Source organism: Pseudoxanthomonas sp. CCNWLY206-1 (genome assembly GCF_039710385.1).
Classification (GTDB): domain Bacteria; phylum Pseudomonadota; class Gammaproteobacteria; order Xanthomonadales; family Xanthomonadaceae; genus Pseudoxanthomonas_A.
Genome location: NZ_JBDKXI010000007.1, coordinates 259,470 through 275,907, shown reverse-complemented (window position 1 = coordinate 275,907; position 16,438 = coordinate 259,470). Strand labels below are relative to the sequence as shown.

Here is a 16,438-nt window from a genome sequence, read left to right as displayed (position 1 = left end):
ACCGGCGTCCCGCCGCGAGCTCTTTCTAGACCGTCGCGAAAATCAAAAGCTCGCGCCGAGACGGCGCTCCTACAAAAGGACGGGCTTGACGGGAGATCGTTCGTTAACGGGCGACCTCCTCAACAGACGCGCTGAGCTTCTTGTAGAGCCAAGCGTGCTTCCCGTCATTCGGGATTCCATCACCTGGAAAAGCGTACGCTCGGCACTCGACCTGAATAGCGCGAGGGAGACATCGAATGGCGTTCACCACCGACTACGTGGCACCGGAACCAAGCCGATCGGACGTCGACGCCTTGCCCGGAGATACCCTGCTGGAATTCGGTGCGCCGTGGTGCGGCTACTGCATCGCGGCGCAACCGCTTCTGGCGAACGCCATGGCGAGCCGAACCGACCTTCGTCACATCAAGGTGGAGGATGGGAAAGGGCAACCGTTGGGACGATCGTTCCGGGTCAAGCTCTGGCCAACCCTCGTGGTCCTGCGCGACGGCGAGGAACTCGCGCGAGTGGTGAGGCCTTCGAGCAGTGAAGAGATTGAGCGTGTGTTGGCGTTGTTGGAGTGAGCGGCCCTTGTTTTCCCTTCTCCCATCGGGATGAAGGCATGCGGCTTGCGAGCCATTGGCTCGTGCATGCCTGAATGCCCTGCGTGCTACGCAGGGCTGGGGCGTGAAGCGAGGTATCCGAACAGCCTCCCCCGTACTTGATACGGGAGCGGATGAGGGAATAGCGGTGACTTGCCATGAATTCGCTACAAGCGGATACCTCATGCCCTCATCCGTCGCTTCGCGCCCCCTTCTCCCGAGGGGAGAAGGGAATGGCTTGAGTGCGACGATCCCCCATTCAGCAACATCGATTAGCAAACCCCATCACACACCAAAGCCTCATCGCTCAATACCCGTCCCTACCCGCCGATAGAGCAAGCAGGACAAACAGGGACGGCGGAACATGGCGCTTCAGGTGACACATGCGGAGACTTCTTCGCGCGACGTCGATACCGCGGTACGCGAACTGGTGGAGCAGCTGGGACATTCGGAACTCGATGCCGTCCTGCTTTTCTGCGACCCGGATTACGACCTCGACAGGCTGGGTCCAGCGATCAAAGCGGCATTCGCCTGTCCCGTGGTGGGGTGTACCTCCTCTGGCCAGATCGGCGAGCAAGGATTCCAGGCCAGCGGGATTCTGGCGGCCGGTGTCCGCGGCGGCTCTTTGCGGGTGAATCCCTTCCTCATCGCACCGCTCAGCGATCTGCAGGCGCAGGCGGCGATCGTCGCCGATGCGGTGCATTCGGTCACCGAGATGTCTCCATCCAACCGGTTTTTCGGCCTGTTGCTGGTGGATGGATTATCGACCTGCGAGGAATACCTGGCCGCGGCGCTGTACCAGATGACCGGCAACATTCCGTTGATTGGCGGCTCGGCTGGAGACAACCTCAACTTTCAACGCACCCACGTCTACCACGACGGCCAGTTCCTGACCGATGCGGCGGTGCTGGCGCTGTTCGAATGTGCCACGTCCTTCCAGACCTTCAAGCTGCAGCACTTCGTTGCCAGCGATGTGGAGCTGGTGGTCACCGACGCCGATCCGGACAAACGCCTGATCCGCGAAATGAATGGCGAGCCGGCCGCGCTGGCGTATGCGGAAGCGATCGGCATGAAGCTCGAAGACTTGAATCCGACTGTGTTCTCCACTTATCCGCTGCTGCTGAGCATTGCCGGCGAGCCGTACGTGCGCTCCATCCTGCGGGTCAATGAAGACCTGTCGCTGACCTGCTACTGCGCAGTGGACGAAGCCATGGTGGTGTCGGTGGGCAAGGCGGTCGACGTCATGGAAACACTCGAGAATGGGTTTGGCGAGGTGCGCAAAGCCGTCCCGGACCCGGCGCTGATCATCGGCTGCGACTGCATCCTGCGGCGGGTCGAGTTCGAACAGACCGACATGGACCTGCAGGTGGGTGCCTTCATGGCCCATCACCGCGTCTTCGGCTTCTCGACCTATGGCGAGCAGTTCAACGGCCTGCACGTGAACCAGACGTTCACCGGCGTGGCGATAGGGGGATGAACATGGTCGGCGAATCGCTCGGCACCGCAAATGGCGACACCACGGAAGAAGCTTCCACGGACGTCGACGCGGCCGTGGTGGCGGAGTTGGAGCGCAAGCTCGCCGCACGCGACAAGGTGATCGCCGTACTGAAGAAGCGGGTGATGTCGCGCGACGATACGGCCGCGTCGCCGCTGGCGATCCTGCAACAGAACATCGCGCTGGGAAAGATCGTGGCGATGAAGACGCGCGAGCTCAGCGAGGAACGGCACGAACTGCAACAGGCATTGGCGGAGCTGGGCCGGGCCCAGGCAATGCTGTTGCAGGCGCAGAAAATGGAATCCATCGGTCACCTGGCCGCGGGTGTGGCGCATGAGATCAACACGCCCACCCAATACGTGCGCGACAACGTGGCGTTCGTGCAGAAAGGCATGGCGCTGCTGGAGGACGTGCTGGGAAAGGCGTTCGACGTGATCACCGCCGCGCGTGTCCAGGGTGGCTTGGACGAACCGATCATCGCGTTCGACACCGCCATCCGCCGCGCCAAGTTCGACTACGTCCGCAAGCAGATGCCGGAGGCGTTGGAGCAATCGCTGGAAGGCCTGGACCGCATATCGAAGATCGTCGGCGCGATGAAGGAGTTCTCGCATCCATCGGCGGGCGAAAAAGAGCCGGTAGACCTGCGCGCACTGGTCAACACCACCGTTACCGTGGCCCGCAACGAGTGGAAGTATGTGTCGGTGCTGGAGACCGAATTCCAAGAGGACCTGCCGGAAGTCGCCTGCCTGCGCGATGAGATCGGCCAAGTGCTGTTGAACCTGGTGGTCAACGCCGCGCATGCCATTACCGACACGCTGGTTCCCGGCGAACGGGAAATGGGCCGGATACTGGTCTCGGTGAAGCGAGCCGGCACGGATGCCGTCGACCTGCGCGTCAGCGACGACGGCGCGGGGATACCCGAAGCCATCCGCACCAAGGTGTTCGATCCGTTCTTCACCACCAAGGGTGTCGGCAAAGGCACCGGGCAGGGGCTGGCCATCGCCTATACAACGGTGGTCGAGAAGCACAAGGGCAAGATCTTCTTCGAGACGCAAAGCGGCGCTGGCACCACGTTCGTAGTACGCCTGCCGATCACTACACCCGCTACTGGAAATTGAAACGACATGCGCGTGCTGTTCGTCGATGATGAAGAAAGAGTGCTGGCCGGAATCGAACGCACCGTGTTCATGGCCGACCGCGATTGGGACGTGGCCTTTGCCGCGAGCGGTGCGGAAGCATTGACAAAACTGGCTTCGCAGCCGGCGGACGTCGTGGTCTCGGATATGCGCATGCCGCTCATGGATGGCGCGGAACTGCTGCGGCGCGTGCGCGATACCTGGCCTTCCGCTATCCGCATCATCCTGTCCGGACATACCGAACAAGAATCGGCGTTGCGGTCGTTGGACGTGGCGCACCAGTTCCTCACGAAACCCTGCGACGGGGACGCGCTGATCCAATCGATTGATCGTGCCGTTGGGCTGCAGAAGCTACTGCGGGACAAAGCCATCCAGGAGGTGGTCGGCCGCATCGGCAGCCTGCCTGCCGCACCGCGCATGTACGAACGGCTCAATCGCCTGCTGTGCGATGGCTCGGCCGATATCGGCCAGATCGCGGGCATCATCCAGGGCGATCCAGCACTGGCCGCCAAGGTTCTGCAACTGGCCAACAGCGCGTTCTTTCGCATCGGCCATGACGTCACCGACATCAGCGAAGCCGTCGTGCATATCGGCTTGAACACGCTGCGGACCTTGGTGCTGGCAAGCGAAGTGTTCCGTGGCGGCGCTTGTGCCGACGTCGACGCGATGCGGATCCGCGCGGTGCGCGCATCCCGGCTCGCAGGCGAGATAGGCAAGCCCTTCGCGCCCCGCGAAACGGTGACCACGGCCGCGCTGCTGGCCGATGTAGGCTTGTTGTTGCCGGATGTCGGCCGCTTGTGCGGCGAGGTGGACGTCGAAGGCAAGGGCTTTCCTTCGCATGCCGAAGTCGGCGCCTATCTGCTGGGCATGTGGGGCCTGCCGGGCACCATCGTGGAAGCGGTGGCGCATCACCACCGTCCGCACCGCGTCAGCCACAGCAGCTTCGATGCAGTGGGCGTGGTGCATGTGGTGGTTGCACTGTCCAAAGGCTCGGAGCCGGATCACGAGTATCTGAGCAAGATGGGCGTCGCGGACCAGCTGCCGCGCTGGAAGGCCGCGTACGAAGCCGATCATTTCGTCGAGAACGAGCTATGAGCGAACCGGACCTGCCCCGCATTCTCTGCGTGGACGACGAGCCCAATTTGCTGGCGGCGTTGGAGCGCAACCTGTTCGACCAGTTCGACGTCGTCACCGCCAATGGCGGCGAGGCCGGACTGGCCGCCATGACGGAAGGTGCACCGTTCGATGTCATCGTCTCGGATATGCGCATGCCCGGCATGGACGGCGCTGCCTTCCTGGCGCTGGCGCGCGAACGGGCGCCCGATACCGTGCGCATTCTGCTGACCGGCCAGGCGGATGCGGAATCCGCCATCGCCGCGATCAACCAGGGGGCTATTTTCCGTTTCCTATGCAAACCGTGCCCCACCGATGAGCTGGTGGGCACCTTGCAACAGGCCGTGGAAATGCACCGCCGGACACTGCTGGAGCGTGAGCTGTTGTCCACCACATTGGCCAGCACCATCAAGATGCTCAGCGAAGTGCTGTCGATGGTGGCGCCCTGGGCTTTCCAGCGCTCGGCGATGCTGCAGACCTGCGTGCGCCATGTCACCCAGAAGCTGGCATGGCCGAACAGCTGGGAAGTGCAGGTCGCCGCCGCACTCAGCCACATCGGCTGCGTGAGCGTGCCTGGCGACATCATCCAGCGCGATCTTGCCGATGACGAACTGTCCGAGGACGAGCGCAAGCTGGTCGACGCCCATCCCGAAGTGGCGCATCGTTTGCTGGCGGCCATTCCCCGCCTGGAAACGGTCGCCGAGATGGTCCGCTACCAGGCGCGTCCGGCGCCGGCGGATGCGCCGGCGGATGTGGCTCGGGGCGCGCAACTGCTGCGTGCCTCGCAGTACCTGATTCGCTGCCTGGCGCGGAAGCAACCGATGGCCCAGGCCATCCAGGGTTTGAAGACGCTCAATCCGGCCGTGTCCTACCAGATTGTCGAAGCACTCAGCGATCTTCGCCTCAGCGTCAATGGCGGCACGCGCAAGGCGCGCGTTCGCGAGTTGATACCCGGTTGGAGAATGGAGCAGGACGTCGTAAGCAAGCACGGCATGATGCTGCTGGCCCAAGGCAGCGAACTCAGCGCCACCGCTATCGTCGCGCTAAGGAATCTGCATGCGACGGGTGCTATCAGCGAGCCGCTGCTGGTCAGTTTTGGGGTGGAGGCGGGTGGGTCGCCAAGTGCCGCGTCGGGTGAACAGGCAATGCCGTAGGCGATGCGGTCGACCCACCAAGCAGCGGAGCTTGCTCCGCTGCCCCTGGCCGAAAAACGACAGCCGGCAAAGGTATGCGGTGCTAGCATGGCTTGTCTCAAGTCAGCCGCTAGTTCATGAACGACGAACGCCCTAGCCAGACCCGCTCGAATCGCGCGCGCCAGAAGAAAGAAGAAATGGTGGTGGTGGGAATCGGCGCGTCCGCAGGCGGACTGGCGGCGCTGTCCACGTTCCTTGACCATCTGCCGGCCGACACCGGCATGACCTACGTGGTCATCCTGCACTTGTCGCCCAAGCACGACAGCAGCGCCGACAAGCTGCTCCAGCGTTCGACCCGGATGCCGGTCATCCAGGTCTCCCTGCCCACCAAGATCGAACCGAACCACGTCTACGTGATTTCGCCTTCCGTGGATCTGGAGATGGTGGATGGGTGGCTGCAGGTACAGCCGGCCACTCGGCCGCGTGGTCGTCATGTAGCCATCGACAAGTTCCTGCGCACGCTCGCCGAAACCCACCGCGACCGGTCCATCGGCATCATTCTTTCCGGCACCGGCTCCGATGGCTCGGTAGGCGTGTCCAAGCTGAAGGAACAGGGTGGCGTCACCATCGTCCAGTTGCCGGAAGACGCCGAATACGACGACATGCCACGCAGCGCCCTGGCGACCGGCAATGTGGACTTCGTGCTGCCGGCAGTGGAGATACCACAGAAACTGGTGCAGCTGTCGCTCAACGCACGCGAGATACGCTTGCCCATCGCGGGGGAGGATGCAGAACCCACGATTGCCAAAGCGATCGACCCCACTCGCGCGGATGAAGACGCCGTGCGGGACATACTGCGGATCGTCAGCGAACGCACCGGCCACGATTTCCATCACTACAAGAAAGCCACCATCCTGCGGCGAATCGAGCGCCGCTTGCAGGTCAATCTGCTTCGGGACGTGCAAGCCTATCGCAGCTTCCTCGAGGCATCGGACAGCGAAACCGAGGCGCTGCTCAGCGATCTGCTGATCAGTGTCACCAACTTCTTCCGTGACCGCGAAGCGTTCGAAACAGTGGAACGGGAAATCGTGCCCTCGCTGTTCGCCACCCGTTCTAGCACCGAACCCGTGCGGATATGGGCGGCAGGGTGCGCGACCGGCGAGGAGGCGTATTCGCTGGCGATGCTGCTCTGCGACGAAGCAGACCGGATGGCCGAGCCGCCTCCGCTGCAGGTCTTCGCCACCGACATCGACGAACGCGCGATCGCCCGCGCCCGCACCGGCCTCTATCCGGCATCGGTGGTGACGGATGTACCGCCCAGCCGCTTGCGCGAGTATTTCTCCAAGGAACAACAACAGTACCGGGTAAAGAAGAACTTGCGCGACAAGGTGCTGTTCGCCATGCACAACGTGCTGCGTGATCCGCCGTTCTCGCGGATGGACCTGATCAGCTGCCGCAACCTGCTCATCTATCTGGATCGCGATATCCAGGGCCGGCTGCTGCAGATGTTCCATTTCGCTCTGCGGCCGGGTGGGTTCCTGTTCCTGGGGCATTCGGAGTCGGCGGAAACCGCGGCGCAATACTTCGATGTGGTGGACAAGAAGAACCGCATCTTCCGCGCCCGGGCCCAGTCGCGGAGTTCCATCCAGGTGCCGACCCTGCCGCTGCGCCCCAGTCTCATAAGTCCTCCTGCGCCGCCGCCGCGTCGCCGCAAGGGATTCTCGTTTGCCGATATCCACCAGCGCGTGCTGGAACTGTACGCGCCGCCCAGCGTGGTGGTGGACGCCGACCATAACGTGGTGCACGCATCGGAACACGCGGGCCGCTACCTGCGCTTCACGGGTGGGGAACCGACCTACAACGTGTTGAAGGTGGTCGACCCTGCACTGCGGTTGGAACTGCGCAGCGCGCTGATCCAGGCGGTCAACAGCAAGAAGAGCGTGGAAGCCAAGGACATCCGGTTCGAAAAAGACGGGGAAACAGTGCGTATCAGCATCACCGCGCGTCCTTTCCGGGATGCCCAGGCCGATGCGGAATTCGTGCTGGTGCTGTTCGACGAAACCGAACACCCGGCGGCGCCGCTAGCCCAGGGCGAGCAGATGGTGGTGAAGGACCAGGTACTGATGCACTTGGAGGACGAGCTGCAGCGCACCAAGGAGCGGCTGCAGTCGACCGTCGAACAATCGGAAATATCGACCGAGGAGCTGAAGGCGTCCAATGAAGAACTGCAGGCGATCAACGAGGAGTTGAGGTCGGCGACCGAAGAACTGGAAACCAGCAAGGAAGAATTGCAGTCGGTCAACGAAGAGCTCACCACGGTCAACCACGAACTCAAGGCCAAGGTCGAAGAGGCCGCGCAGATCAACGATGATCTGCGCAACTTCATCGCTTCCACCGAAATCGCGACGATCTTCGTCGACGCCGACCTGCGGATCAAACGCTATACGCCGCGCGCCGAGGACATCTTCAGCATCATTCCCACCGATATCGGTCGACGCCTGCTGGACATCACGCATCGCCTGCACTATCCGGAACTGGCCGACGATGCCGCGTCGGCATTCAGTCTTTTGCAGGTGCGCGAGCGCGAGGTGCGGGCCTCGGATGGCCGGGTCTTCATTTCCCGGGTGTTGCCTTACCGGACCGCGGAAAATCGCATCGACGGTGCGGTGCTGACGTTCGTCGACGTCACCATGCTGCGGCAGGCCGAGGCGCAGGCGCGCTCGCATGGCACGCCCATCGAACTGGCTTCGCGCGACAGCTCCGACTGGGGCGTGATCCTGCTGGACAGGCAAGGTCGAGTCAGCAGCTGGAGCTCGGGTGCCATGCGCCTGCTCGGTTTCGATCAGAACGAGATGATAGGCAAGACGCTGGGCACGATCTGTTCGCCGGAGGACTCGCAGGATTTCAGCACTGTCATCGGCCTGGGCCGGCAGTCCCAGCAGGAAACCGATATCTCCGAGCGGTGGTACACGCGCAAGGATGGCAGCCGGTTTCTCGGCTACGCGTTCACTACACCGGTCGGGCATGGCGAGGACGGTTTCGTGCTGCTGTTGTGGCAGCGCCAGGAGGCGGCGGACCAAGACAAGCCCATGTCCGAAGAGCGCAGCCACCGGGCCGACGCGCAGGCCGCCAACGCGTTGCGCGACGAATTCCTCGCGGTGATGTCGCACGAGCTCAAGCACCCACTCAATCTGATCAGCGTTAATACCGAGTTGCTGGCGCGCATGCCGGAGGTACGGGCTTCCGACGACGTGGGCCGCATCGTTACTACCTTGCGCCGGGCCATCAAGGGGCAATCGCAGATCATCGACGACCTGCTGGATCTTTCCCGCATGCGCACCGGCAAGCTGCGGCTGAACATGGCACCGGTCAACCTGAGCTCGCTGGTCGAGACCATCGTGGAAAGCGCCCGCGCCGACATCTCCGCCGCCGAGCTGAATATCGAATTCGCGTCCAGCGGTCCGGTGGTGGTCCGCGGCGACGTGCACCGGATTGAGCAGATTGTCTGGAACCTGCTCAGCAACGCCATCAAGTTCACCCCCGGGCAGGGACACATCGTCGTGCATGTCGCGCCGGAAGGCGAGTTCGGCCGGCTGACCGTCAGGGATTCCGGCCAGGGTATCGACCCCGACTTCCTGCCGCGGGTGTTCGACATGTTCGGCCAGGCGGCCGCCCGTGCGGCCAGCAAGCAGACCGGGCTGGGAATCGGGTTGGCGCTGGTGCGAAAGCTGGTCAACCATCACTCGGGCAAAGTGGAAGTCGCCTCGCGCGGCATCGGTTGCGGCAGCAAGTTCTCGGTCTGGTTGCCGCTGTTCGTCGAAAAGTCCAGGGAGAACGAGGCCGAGGAACAAAACAATCCACTCACCGGCCTCAATGTGCTGTTGGTGGACGACACCACCGACACCGTGGAGGCGCTCCAGGCGCTGCTGGAGCTGGAAGGAGCGCAGGTCATGGCCGCTACCAGTGGGCAGGAAGCGCTGGACCTGGCGGAAGCCAAACAGTTCGATCTGGTGGTATCGGATATCGGCATGCCCGGAATGGACGGGCACGACTTCATGAAAGCGCTGCGGCAGCGTCCCGCCTATGCCACCACGCCATCCGTCGCGCTGACTGGCTTCGGCTCCAGCCGAGACATCGAAAATGCGCTGGCGGCGGGTTTCACCGCCCACATCGGCAAACCGGTATCGCTGGCGAGCCTGCTGGAGGCAATCCGCAAACTGCCGGTGCCGGTGGGTGACCCCGGCTAACTGTCCGGTTATGAAGCGCCTTCCAGTGCATGGGAGACCGTTAATCCCTGATTGCCTGACGAACGCTCTAGGCCGCGCGCGCGGTTAATGGCGGCGTGGCGGCGACCAGCAGGCAAACCAGCTGCTTCACACCGCCCATTTTGGCGGAAAGCGGCGAAAGCCGGTGATTTAACGCCACCACGTATATTAATGCGGTATAAACAAAAACTCACCTATCGAGGAGGACGATTGGATGGATACCCTGGGGCTTCTCCACGACGTTAAGAACGAGCTCAACGTCATTTCGTTGGCCAAGGACATGGCCGAAAGGGCGAGCCGCCGGGGGGGCAGCGACGTGGTGCTTCATAACCTCGCGAAGATCGCCGCCGCCTGCGAGCGCTGCAACGTGCTGATCGAGACCATTCGGGACTCGGGCGACATACACGCAGGTAGCGCCCATTAATACATCCGCTAGTAAATACGTCCTCTAATAAATACGTCCACTAAATCCAGCGCTTGTCTCCGGATTCTTTTGGTTTACCGGCACCGGCTCAACTGGCCGCCACGCTCGCATCCATCAAGATGTCGTAACGCCGCTGCATCTCCTCCGCTGAAACTTCTTCGATGCTGTGCCCGATCAGCCATTCATGGCCGAACGGATCGCGCACCGTGCCCGAGCGCTCTCCATAGAATGCATCGCTGGCCGGCCGCAGCAGCGTGCCGCCGGCTTCGACTGCCCGTGCCAACAGCGCATCCGCGTCGTCCACGTGCAGATGCACGCTGGTGCTGGCGCCGCCGAGAGATTCAGGACCGAGAATGCCGCATTCCGGATACTCGTCCGACACCATCACCACCGCCGGCCCGATGACCAGTTCGGCATGACCGATGCGGCCTGTGTCTTTCTCATCCAGCCGCAATCGCAGTTCGGCTCCGAATACATCGCGGTAATAATCGATAGCTCGCGCGGCATCGCGTACGCGTAGATAGGGGAAGACTTCGTGGACTGTGTTGGAAGTGGTGTTCTGTTTCATTGATTGCCGCCCGTCAGCGGTGCTGGTTGCACCGGATGCGGAAAGTGTCAGTCGTGAAACGAGATGGCGTCTTGTAAAAAAATGCAGCAGGACAAAACTGCGGGGCATCCTCTCGTTTGTAGGAGCGCCGTCCCGGCGCGAGCTCTTCCTGTCAGATTGCGATGACAGCAAAGAGCTCGCGTTGGACTCACCTATACCAAACATAAACCTTCAGCCTGCCGTCATCCCCAACACTCCTGTTTCACCAGGCATTCGCGACATCCACGGATAATCGACGCGTCCAACGAAAAGGAGGACGCAACATGAAAGCGATCCGTACATTCTTATGTCTCGGCGCGTTAATGGCGGCTACCACGGCCGTCGCGCAATCCAGCGATCGTGTATATGGCCCGGAGGACGAAGGCCGCCGCTTCGAAGACGGCAGCCGAGTAGTTTGCAAGGACGTGGAGGTGCAGCGCGGTACCAAAGACCCCAATCGCATCGCAGGCACGGCGACAGGCGCGGTGATCGGTGGCTTGCTGGGTAACCAGATCGGCAGCGGCTCCGGTCGCAAAGCGGCTACAGTGGGTGGCGCCATCGCCGGCGGTGCCATAGGCCGCAACGTGCAAGGCAACCGCCAGGAAGACCGGGGTGAACGCATCGTCGAGCGTCGCTGCGAACGGGTGTGGCGTTGATAGTGGGAGGACGATCACTGCTTCAGGAAATTCAGCGCTAGAACATTCTTGGATTCGTCATCCCGGCGCAGGCCGGGACCCAGCGACTTGAATCGCTATTTCGACAGTTCGCCTGAGTGGCCGAATAGCGGGTGAAGCAAACCGTCGAACGGTGGCTCACCGACTGTATGTAGGTACAAGGCACTGGGTCCCGGCCTACGCCGGGATGACGATCCTAGTGCGAACTTCCCGATCGATCAGAAGCTGTTCTACAGCTGCTACCGCTTAGTGGCGGGTGCGCTGGTCGGCAGCCAAGTCAGCTCGACCACCAACGGAAAATGATCCGATGGGTATCGGCCATTCTCATGGCTGTCCACAACCCGCATTCGGTCCACTTTCAAGTCCCGGACGAGTATCCAGTCGATTCGCTTTTGCGGTTGTCCGGTAAAGCCATGAAAGGTGCCTTCCGGCCCCGTCCGCTTAGCGGCGGAAATCCATGCGTCCTGGAGAAGTCCTTTGAACTCCGCGTAGGCGGTAGTGTCGGGCAGGGTATTGAAGTCGCCAGTCAGCACGACCGGCACGCCGTCCGGCAATGCACGTAGCCGCCGTGCGATTGCTTGCGCACCGCGCAGGCGGGCATTCTCGTCCTCGCCCCGGTATGGCAGGTGGGTATTGAACAAATAGAACCGGCGCTTATCGGCCATTGTTTCGAACAACGCCCAGGTGACCATGCGCGGATGCAAATGGCCCCACGTGATGCTGCCGGGTACTTCCGGCGTGTCGGATAGCCAGAAGTCGCCGGACTCGACCATTCGCAAGCGGTCACGCCGATAGAACACGCCCATGTGTTCACCGCCGCCATTGCTCTCGCGGCCACGCCCGAACCAGGCATATTCCGGCATCTGCCTAGCCAGGTAATCGCCTTGCTCCGCGAACAGTTCCTGCGTGCCGATTACGTCGGGACTCTGCTCGCGCAGCATTCGCACTACTTGGTCGCGGCGCAGTTCCCAGCGATCGGGCCCATCGCTTTCAGCCGGCAGCCTTACGTTGAACGACATCACCCGCAATGTCTGCGGGTCCGCGGACGACGCGGAGAAGGAGATTGCGACCAGGCAGAGGGCAAGCAATAGCGAGCGGAGCACGGGCATCGGTGGATTCGGATGAGATGTTGGACGGACAGTGTAGTCGCCGCCCGGTTGCGGGATTGTGTCTGCTGCCGGGCGCCTGGCTCAACGCGCCGATGCGCGGGATTCCAAGGGTTATGGCGAGCGATCCGCAGGCCGTTGGTCGTTGCATCGAACATAGACGAATGGCTAACGGCGCGGCGTCGAGGCGCTGCGCTACGCTTCCCGTCAATGGCGACGGGCGAGAGACTCACTATGTCGAGTGCACTGAACGAGCTTGCGGTAGGCCTGAAGCACGAGGCGGTGATGACCGTGGAAACGCGCCACTTGGTGCCTTCGGTTGGCTCCGGATGGGCAGGCTTCGCGGATATGCCGCCGGTATTCGCCACGGCCATGCTGGTGGGTTTCATAGAGCAGACCTGTATCGAGCTGTTACGCCCGTACTATCTTCCCGGGCAGCACAGCGTCGGCACCGAGATCGCGGTGTCGCACGACGCACCTACGTCCGCTGGCCGCCAAGTCAAAGCGACGGTTGAACTTATCGCCATGGAAGGGCGCATGTTCACCTTCGCCGTGGAGGCCAGCGATGGCGCCGGCGTGATTAGCAGCGGCCTTCACCGGCGCGCGCTGATCGACGTGGCGAAGTTCATGTCCCGCCTGGAAACGCGATACGCCTGATAACCGATCGCAGCGGAGCAAGCTCCGCCCACGTAGAGCCGAGCTCGCTCGGCCGCTCTTCGACCCTGTGCATGAAGCAAGGCAGCGGAGCAAGCTCCGCTCTACGTAGAGCCGAGCTCGCTCGGCTGCTCTTCGTCCCGCGTGCATGAAGCAAGAGCAGCGGAGCAAGCCCCGCCCCACGTAGAGCCGAGCTCGCTCGGCTGCTCTTCGTCCCGCGTGCATGAAGCAAGGCAGCGGAGCAAGCTCCGCCCCACGTAGAGCCAAGCTCGCTCGGCTGCTCTTCGTCCCGCGTGCATGAAGCACAAGCAGCGGAGCAAGCTCCGCCCCACGTAGAGCCGAGCTCGCTCGGCTGCTCTTCGTCCCGCGTGCATGAGCAAGAGCGGCGGAGCAAGCTCCGCTCCACGTAGAGCCGAGCTCGCTCGGCTGCTCTTCGTCCCGCGTGCATGAAGCAAGAGCAGCGGAGCATGCCCCGCTCCACGTAGAGCCGAGCTCGCTCGGCTGCTCTTCGATCCGTGTGCATGAAGCACAAGCAGCGGAGCAAGCTCCGCTCTACGAGAAACGCCTTGCCCGCCGATCTGGGGCTATCGCGGGCACAGCTCCGCTGCCAGCACTGGAACAAATTTAAGGTTTCCCTTCGGCCTGCTTAACATCGTCAGGCGTAGGCTCACGTGGACTCGGCACAGGAGGACAGACATGAGCACCTATTGCTTCTTCGCACAGGACGAGGCGGGAAATCGTTGCAAGATAAATGTGTTTCGAGGGCCCATTGAAGGCGCGAAACAGAAGGGTTCGCATGATCGCGATATTGCCCCGATCTACGCGCTCGAAGACGGTAGCCGTGTCCGCCGCGTGGATATGGAGACGTTCCAGGTCGTTCCTACTGGTGCCTACGTCACCCTGGTGCGCGACTGACCCGCCGAACGGCTGGCCATGACAACGAAGCCCTCAGAACGCTACTGACGCCACCAGGGGCGCCGGATCATCCCAGCGTTCGCGGGCACTGAGAAAGCCCAGCTCCACCAGCACTACTGCGCCCAGCACTTCGGCGCCTTGCGCGCGCGTCAATGCCAAGGCGGTCTTCAGCGTGCCGCCGGTAGCCAGCACATCGTCGACCACGATCACCCGCGCGTTGGCGGGCAACGCATCCGCATGCATCTCTAGACGATCCGTGCCGTACTCCAACGCATACTCGAGCGTCAGCACGCGCGCTGGCAGTTTGCCGGGCTTGCGTGCAGGCACGAATCCAGTACCCAGTGCATGCGCCAGCGCGGCGCCCAGGATGAAACCGCGCGATTCGACGCCGACCACTGCGTCCAGTGGAATGCCCCGCCAGGGTGCCGCCATCGCGGCGATGGCCGCGGCGAAACCCTCGGCATCGGCCAGCAAGGGCGTGATGTCCTTGAACAAGATGCCAGGCTTGGGAAAGTCGGGTACGTCGCGGATCAGGGTATGCCAGTCGGACATGATGAGTGCGTGGTATGGGGCGTTGCGATGATCCTAAAGCGTTTTTGCGTCAGCGAGTTGCCGGGATAAATGATCTGTCGTCATGACCCGTCATACGGCGGTTAAAAGCCGCTCCCCACCGCGTCGGGACTGCGATCTTGTCGTTGATGCCAAACAGGAAAGCCGCCGGATCTCTCCGGCGGCTTTTTCATGCACTTCTTGGTCTTGGAAGATCTCAGAAGTTGTAGCGGACCTGCACCTGGGCCAGGTCGAGATCCGCGTCTTCCACTTCGAAGCGGCTGTATTCGCCGCGCAAGGCGAGGGCATCGGTGAACTGGTATTGCACACCCACGCCATAGGTGGGATCGGTACCGCTGTCGCCACGCGTACCGGTCGCGGCGATCGGTGTATCCAGATCCCAGCGCTGAAAGCCGGCCTTGGCGTACCCGGAAAATCTATCGGTGAACGGCACGCTGCCCACGGCGGTCAGGTAGACGGAATTGGCTTCCAAGTCGCGGCCGATGCCATCGGATTCCAGTTTGCCGAAATCTACATAGCCGCCTTCCAGGCTGAAGTACCGGTTGAACTGGTAGCCGCCAAAGACCGAGAAGGCGGTATCTTCGTCGTCGTATGTCGCTTCGTCGACATAAGATTGACCAACGCCGGCGCCAGCATAGAAGCCGTTATTTTGCTGGGCTTGCACGCCGAACGCGGCGGCACCGAATAAAACGGCTGAAAGGACAGGGATCAGTACTTTGTTCTTCTTCATGTGTCATGACTCCAACTTGGCATCGCGCAGAGGGGGAGGGAGCAGCGATGCAACCGACGATGGGCCCCGGCGAAATGCTTGGACAGCCATCGTTGTGGTAGCAAAGATGGGAACGCCTTCTGCCGATCAAATAGGGAGCGAGGCGACGCAGCTTCCTATCGGTGGAACGCGAGTAGTGGCGTTTGCCGCTTGACGCGTGGGCGGCTCCCCGCGTCGCAGCCGGCAGTACGTTATTCGGGATAGTTTCTCCCGCTGTAGCCATCTAATCGAACGCGCCCCGTGGGGCTAAGCTGGGCGGACTTTCCTTGCCGAACCCCATTCATGAGCGAATCGATCTCGATGTACCAAGCGTCTGTCCCTGTATTCGTGCGGGCGCTGCGCAGCCTGAAGCACATATTGAAGAAGGCGGAAACGCACGCGGAGGCACAGGGTTACGATGCGGGGGTGCTGTTGCAGGCGCGGCTTTACCCGGACATGTTGCCGCTGCTGCGGCAGATTCAGATCGCTACCGACCTCGCCAAGAATGCCGCGGCCCGTCTGGCCGGTGTGGAACCATTGCGTTTCGAAGACACCGAAAACGAATACGCCGAGTTGTACGCAAGACTGGACCGCGCTATCGAATACCTGGGTACGTTCACACCGGAGCAGATCGACGGCAGCGAAGGGCGACCGATCAAAGTACCCACCCGCAATCGTGGCGACCTGGAGTTCGACGGCCGCGGCTACTTGCTCGGTTTCGCCGCACCCAACGTGTATTTCCACGTCACCACCGCCTACGGCATCCTGCGCCACAACGGCGTGCCGTTGGGCAAACCGGATTTTTTGAGCGGTAATTGATTGGGTGTGCGGTCGGATTTAAATCAAAATCGAGAGCAGCGGAGCAAGCTCCGCTCTACGCGAGACAAACGCTTTTGCGTAGAGCCGAGCTCGCTCGGCTGCTCTTCGTCCCGTGCCCGTGAAGCAAGAACAGCGGAGCAAGCTCCGCTCTACGCGAGACAAATGCTTTTACGTAGAGCCGAGCTCGCTCGGCTGCTCTCCGTCCTGTGCCCGTGAAGCAAG

The 16,438-nt window shown here is 62.1% G+C and carries 15 protein-coding genes; 11 read left to right on the top strand and 4 right to left on the bottom strand.

Features of this window, described 5'->3' with window-relative positions:
- Nucleotides 1–236 precede the first annotated feature (236 nt).
- The 7 genes from AADW18_RS16640 to AADW18_RS16610 all read left to right on the top strand — a co-directional run bounded on the left by AADW18_RS16640 (nt 237) and on the right by AADW18_RS16610 (nt 10,144).
- A complete protein-coding gene (locus AADW18_RS16640) occupies nt 237–560 on the top strand; it encodes a thioredoxin family protein (protein WP_337344510.1) in 324 nt (107 codons plus the stop codon).
- Nucleotides 561–942: 382 nt separating this feature from the next.
- Complete coding sequence (locus tag AADW18_RS16635; RefSeq protein WP_337344509.1) at nt 943–2,055, top strand: FIST N-terminal domain-containing protein; 1,113 nt, start codon at nt 943–945, stop codon at nt 2,053–2,055.
- A complete protein-coding gene (locus AADW18_RS16630; RefSeq protein WP_337344508.1) occupies nt 2,052–3,191 on the top strand; it encodes an ATP-binding protein in 1,140 nt (379 codons plus the stop codon). The genes AADW18_RS16635 and AADW18_RS16630 overlap by 4 nt, the downstream gene beginning before the upstream one ends.
- A 6-nt stretch (nt 3,192–3,197) precedes the next feature.
- Nucleotides 3,198–4,304, top strand: coding sequence for an HDOD domain-containing protein (locus AADW18_RS16625; RefSeq protein ID WP_337344507.1), 1,107 nt, complete (start codon nt 3,198–3,200; stop codon nt 4,302–4,304).
- Nucleotides 4,301–5,476: an HD domain-containing phosphohydrolase gene (locus tag AADW18_RS16620; protein WP_337344506.1), complete on the top strand. Its 1,176-nt coding sequence runs from the start codon at nt 4,301–4,303 to the stop codon at nt 5,474–5,476. Before AADW18_RS16625 ends, AADW18_RS16620 begins: the two co-directional genes overlap by 4 nt.
- A 116-nt stretch (nt 5,477–5,592) precedes the next feature.
- Nucleotides 5,593–9,702 carry a CheR family methyltransferase gene (locus tag AADW18_RS16615; RefSeq protein WP_337344505.1) on the top strand — a complete coding sequence of 1,370 codons (4,110 nt, stop codon included), beginning with the start codon at nt 5,593–5,595 and terminating at the stop codon, nt 9,700–9,702.
- Nucleotides 9,703–9,934: 232 nt separating this feature from the next.
- Nucleotides 9,935–10,144 carry a hypothetical protein gene (locus AADW18_RS16610; RefSeq protein ID WP_337344504.1) on the top strand — a complete coding sequence of 70 codons (210 nt, stop codon included), beginning with the start codon at nt 9,935–9,937 and terminating at the stop codon, nt 10,142–10,144.
- 88 nt (nt 10,145–10,232) lie between these two features.
- Here the strand turns inward: AADW18_RS16610 and AADW18_RS16605 are convergent, their stop codons facing one another.
- Nucleotides 10,233–10,712, bottom strand: a complete 480-nt coding sequence (locus AADW18_RS16605; protein ID WP_337344503.1) for a VOC family protein — start codon at nt 10,710–10,712, stop codon at nt 10,233–10,235.
- 302 nt (nt 10,713–11,014) lie between these two features.
- On the opposite strand from AADW18_RS16605, the gene AADW18_RS16600 reads away from it, so the two are divergent.
- On the top strand, nt 11,015–11,386 hold the full coding sequence (locus AADW18_RS16600; protein WP_337344502.1) for a glycine zipper 2TM domain-containing protein: 372 nt from the start codon (nt 11,015–11,017) through the stop codon (nt 11,384–11,386).
- Nucleotides 11,387–11,643: 257 nt separating this feature from the next.
- On the opposite strand, the gene AADW18_RS16595 is transcribed toward AADW18_RS16600, so the two are convergent.
- Nucleotides 11,644–12,513, bottom strand: a complete 870-nt coding sequence (locus AADW18_RS16595; RefSeq protein ID WP_337344501.1) for an endonuclease/exonuclease/phosphatase family protein — start codon at nt 12,511–12,513, stop codon at nt 11,644–11,646.
- Nucleotides 12,514–12,744: 231 nt separating this feature from the next.
- On the opposite strand from AADW18_RS16595, the gene AADW18_RS16590 reads away from it, so the two are divergent.
- Together AADW18_RS16590 and AADW18_RS16585 are read left to right on the top strand one after the other, a co-directional pair.
- A complete protein-coding gene (locus AADW18_RS16590) occupies nt 12,745–13,167 on the top strand; it encodes a thioesterase family protein (RefSeq protein WP_337344500.1) in 423 nt (140 codons plus the stop codon).
- A 693-nt stretch (nt 13,168–13,860) separates the two neighbouring features.
- The gene (locus AADW18_RS16585; protein ID WP_337344499.1) at nt 13,861–14,079 is read left to right on the top strand and encodes a hypothetical protein; all 219 of its coding nucleotides are present in this window, start codon (nt 13,861–13,863) and stop codon (nt 14,077–14,079) included.
- Between the two features lie 33 nt (nt 14,080–14,112).
- On the opposite strand, the gene AADW18_RS16580 is transcribed toward AADW18_RS16585, so the two are convergent.
- Nucleotides 14,113–14,631: an adenine phosphoribosyltransferase gene (locus AADW18_RS16580; protein WP_337344498.1), complete on the bottom strand. Its 519-nt coding sequence runs from the start codon at nt 14,629–14,631 to the stop codon at nt 14,113–14,115.
- A gap of 214 nt (nt 14,632–14,845) precedes the next feature.
- Entirely contained in the window at nt 14,846–15,379 is a 534-nt protein-coding gene (locus AADW18_RS16575; RefSeq protein WP_337344497.1) for an outer membrane beta-barrel protein, read from the bottom strand.
- A gap of 321 nt (nt 15,380–15,700) precedes the next feature.
- Between AADW18_RS16575 and AADW18_RS16570 the strand changes: the two genes are divergently transcribed.
- Nucleotides 15,701–16,216, top strand: a complete 516-nt coding sequence (locus AADW18_RS16570) for a DUF1993 domain-containing protein (protein WP_337344496.1) — start codon at nt 15,701–15,703, stop codon at nt 16,214–16,216.
- The last annotated feature ends 222 nt before the right edge of the window (nt 16,217–16,438 follow it).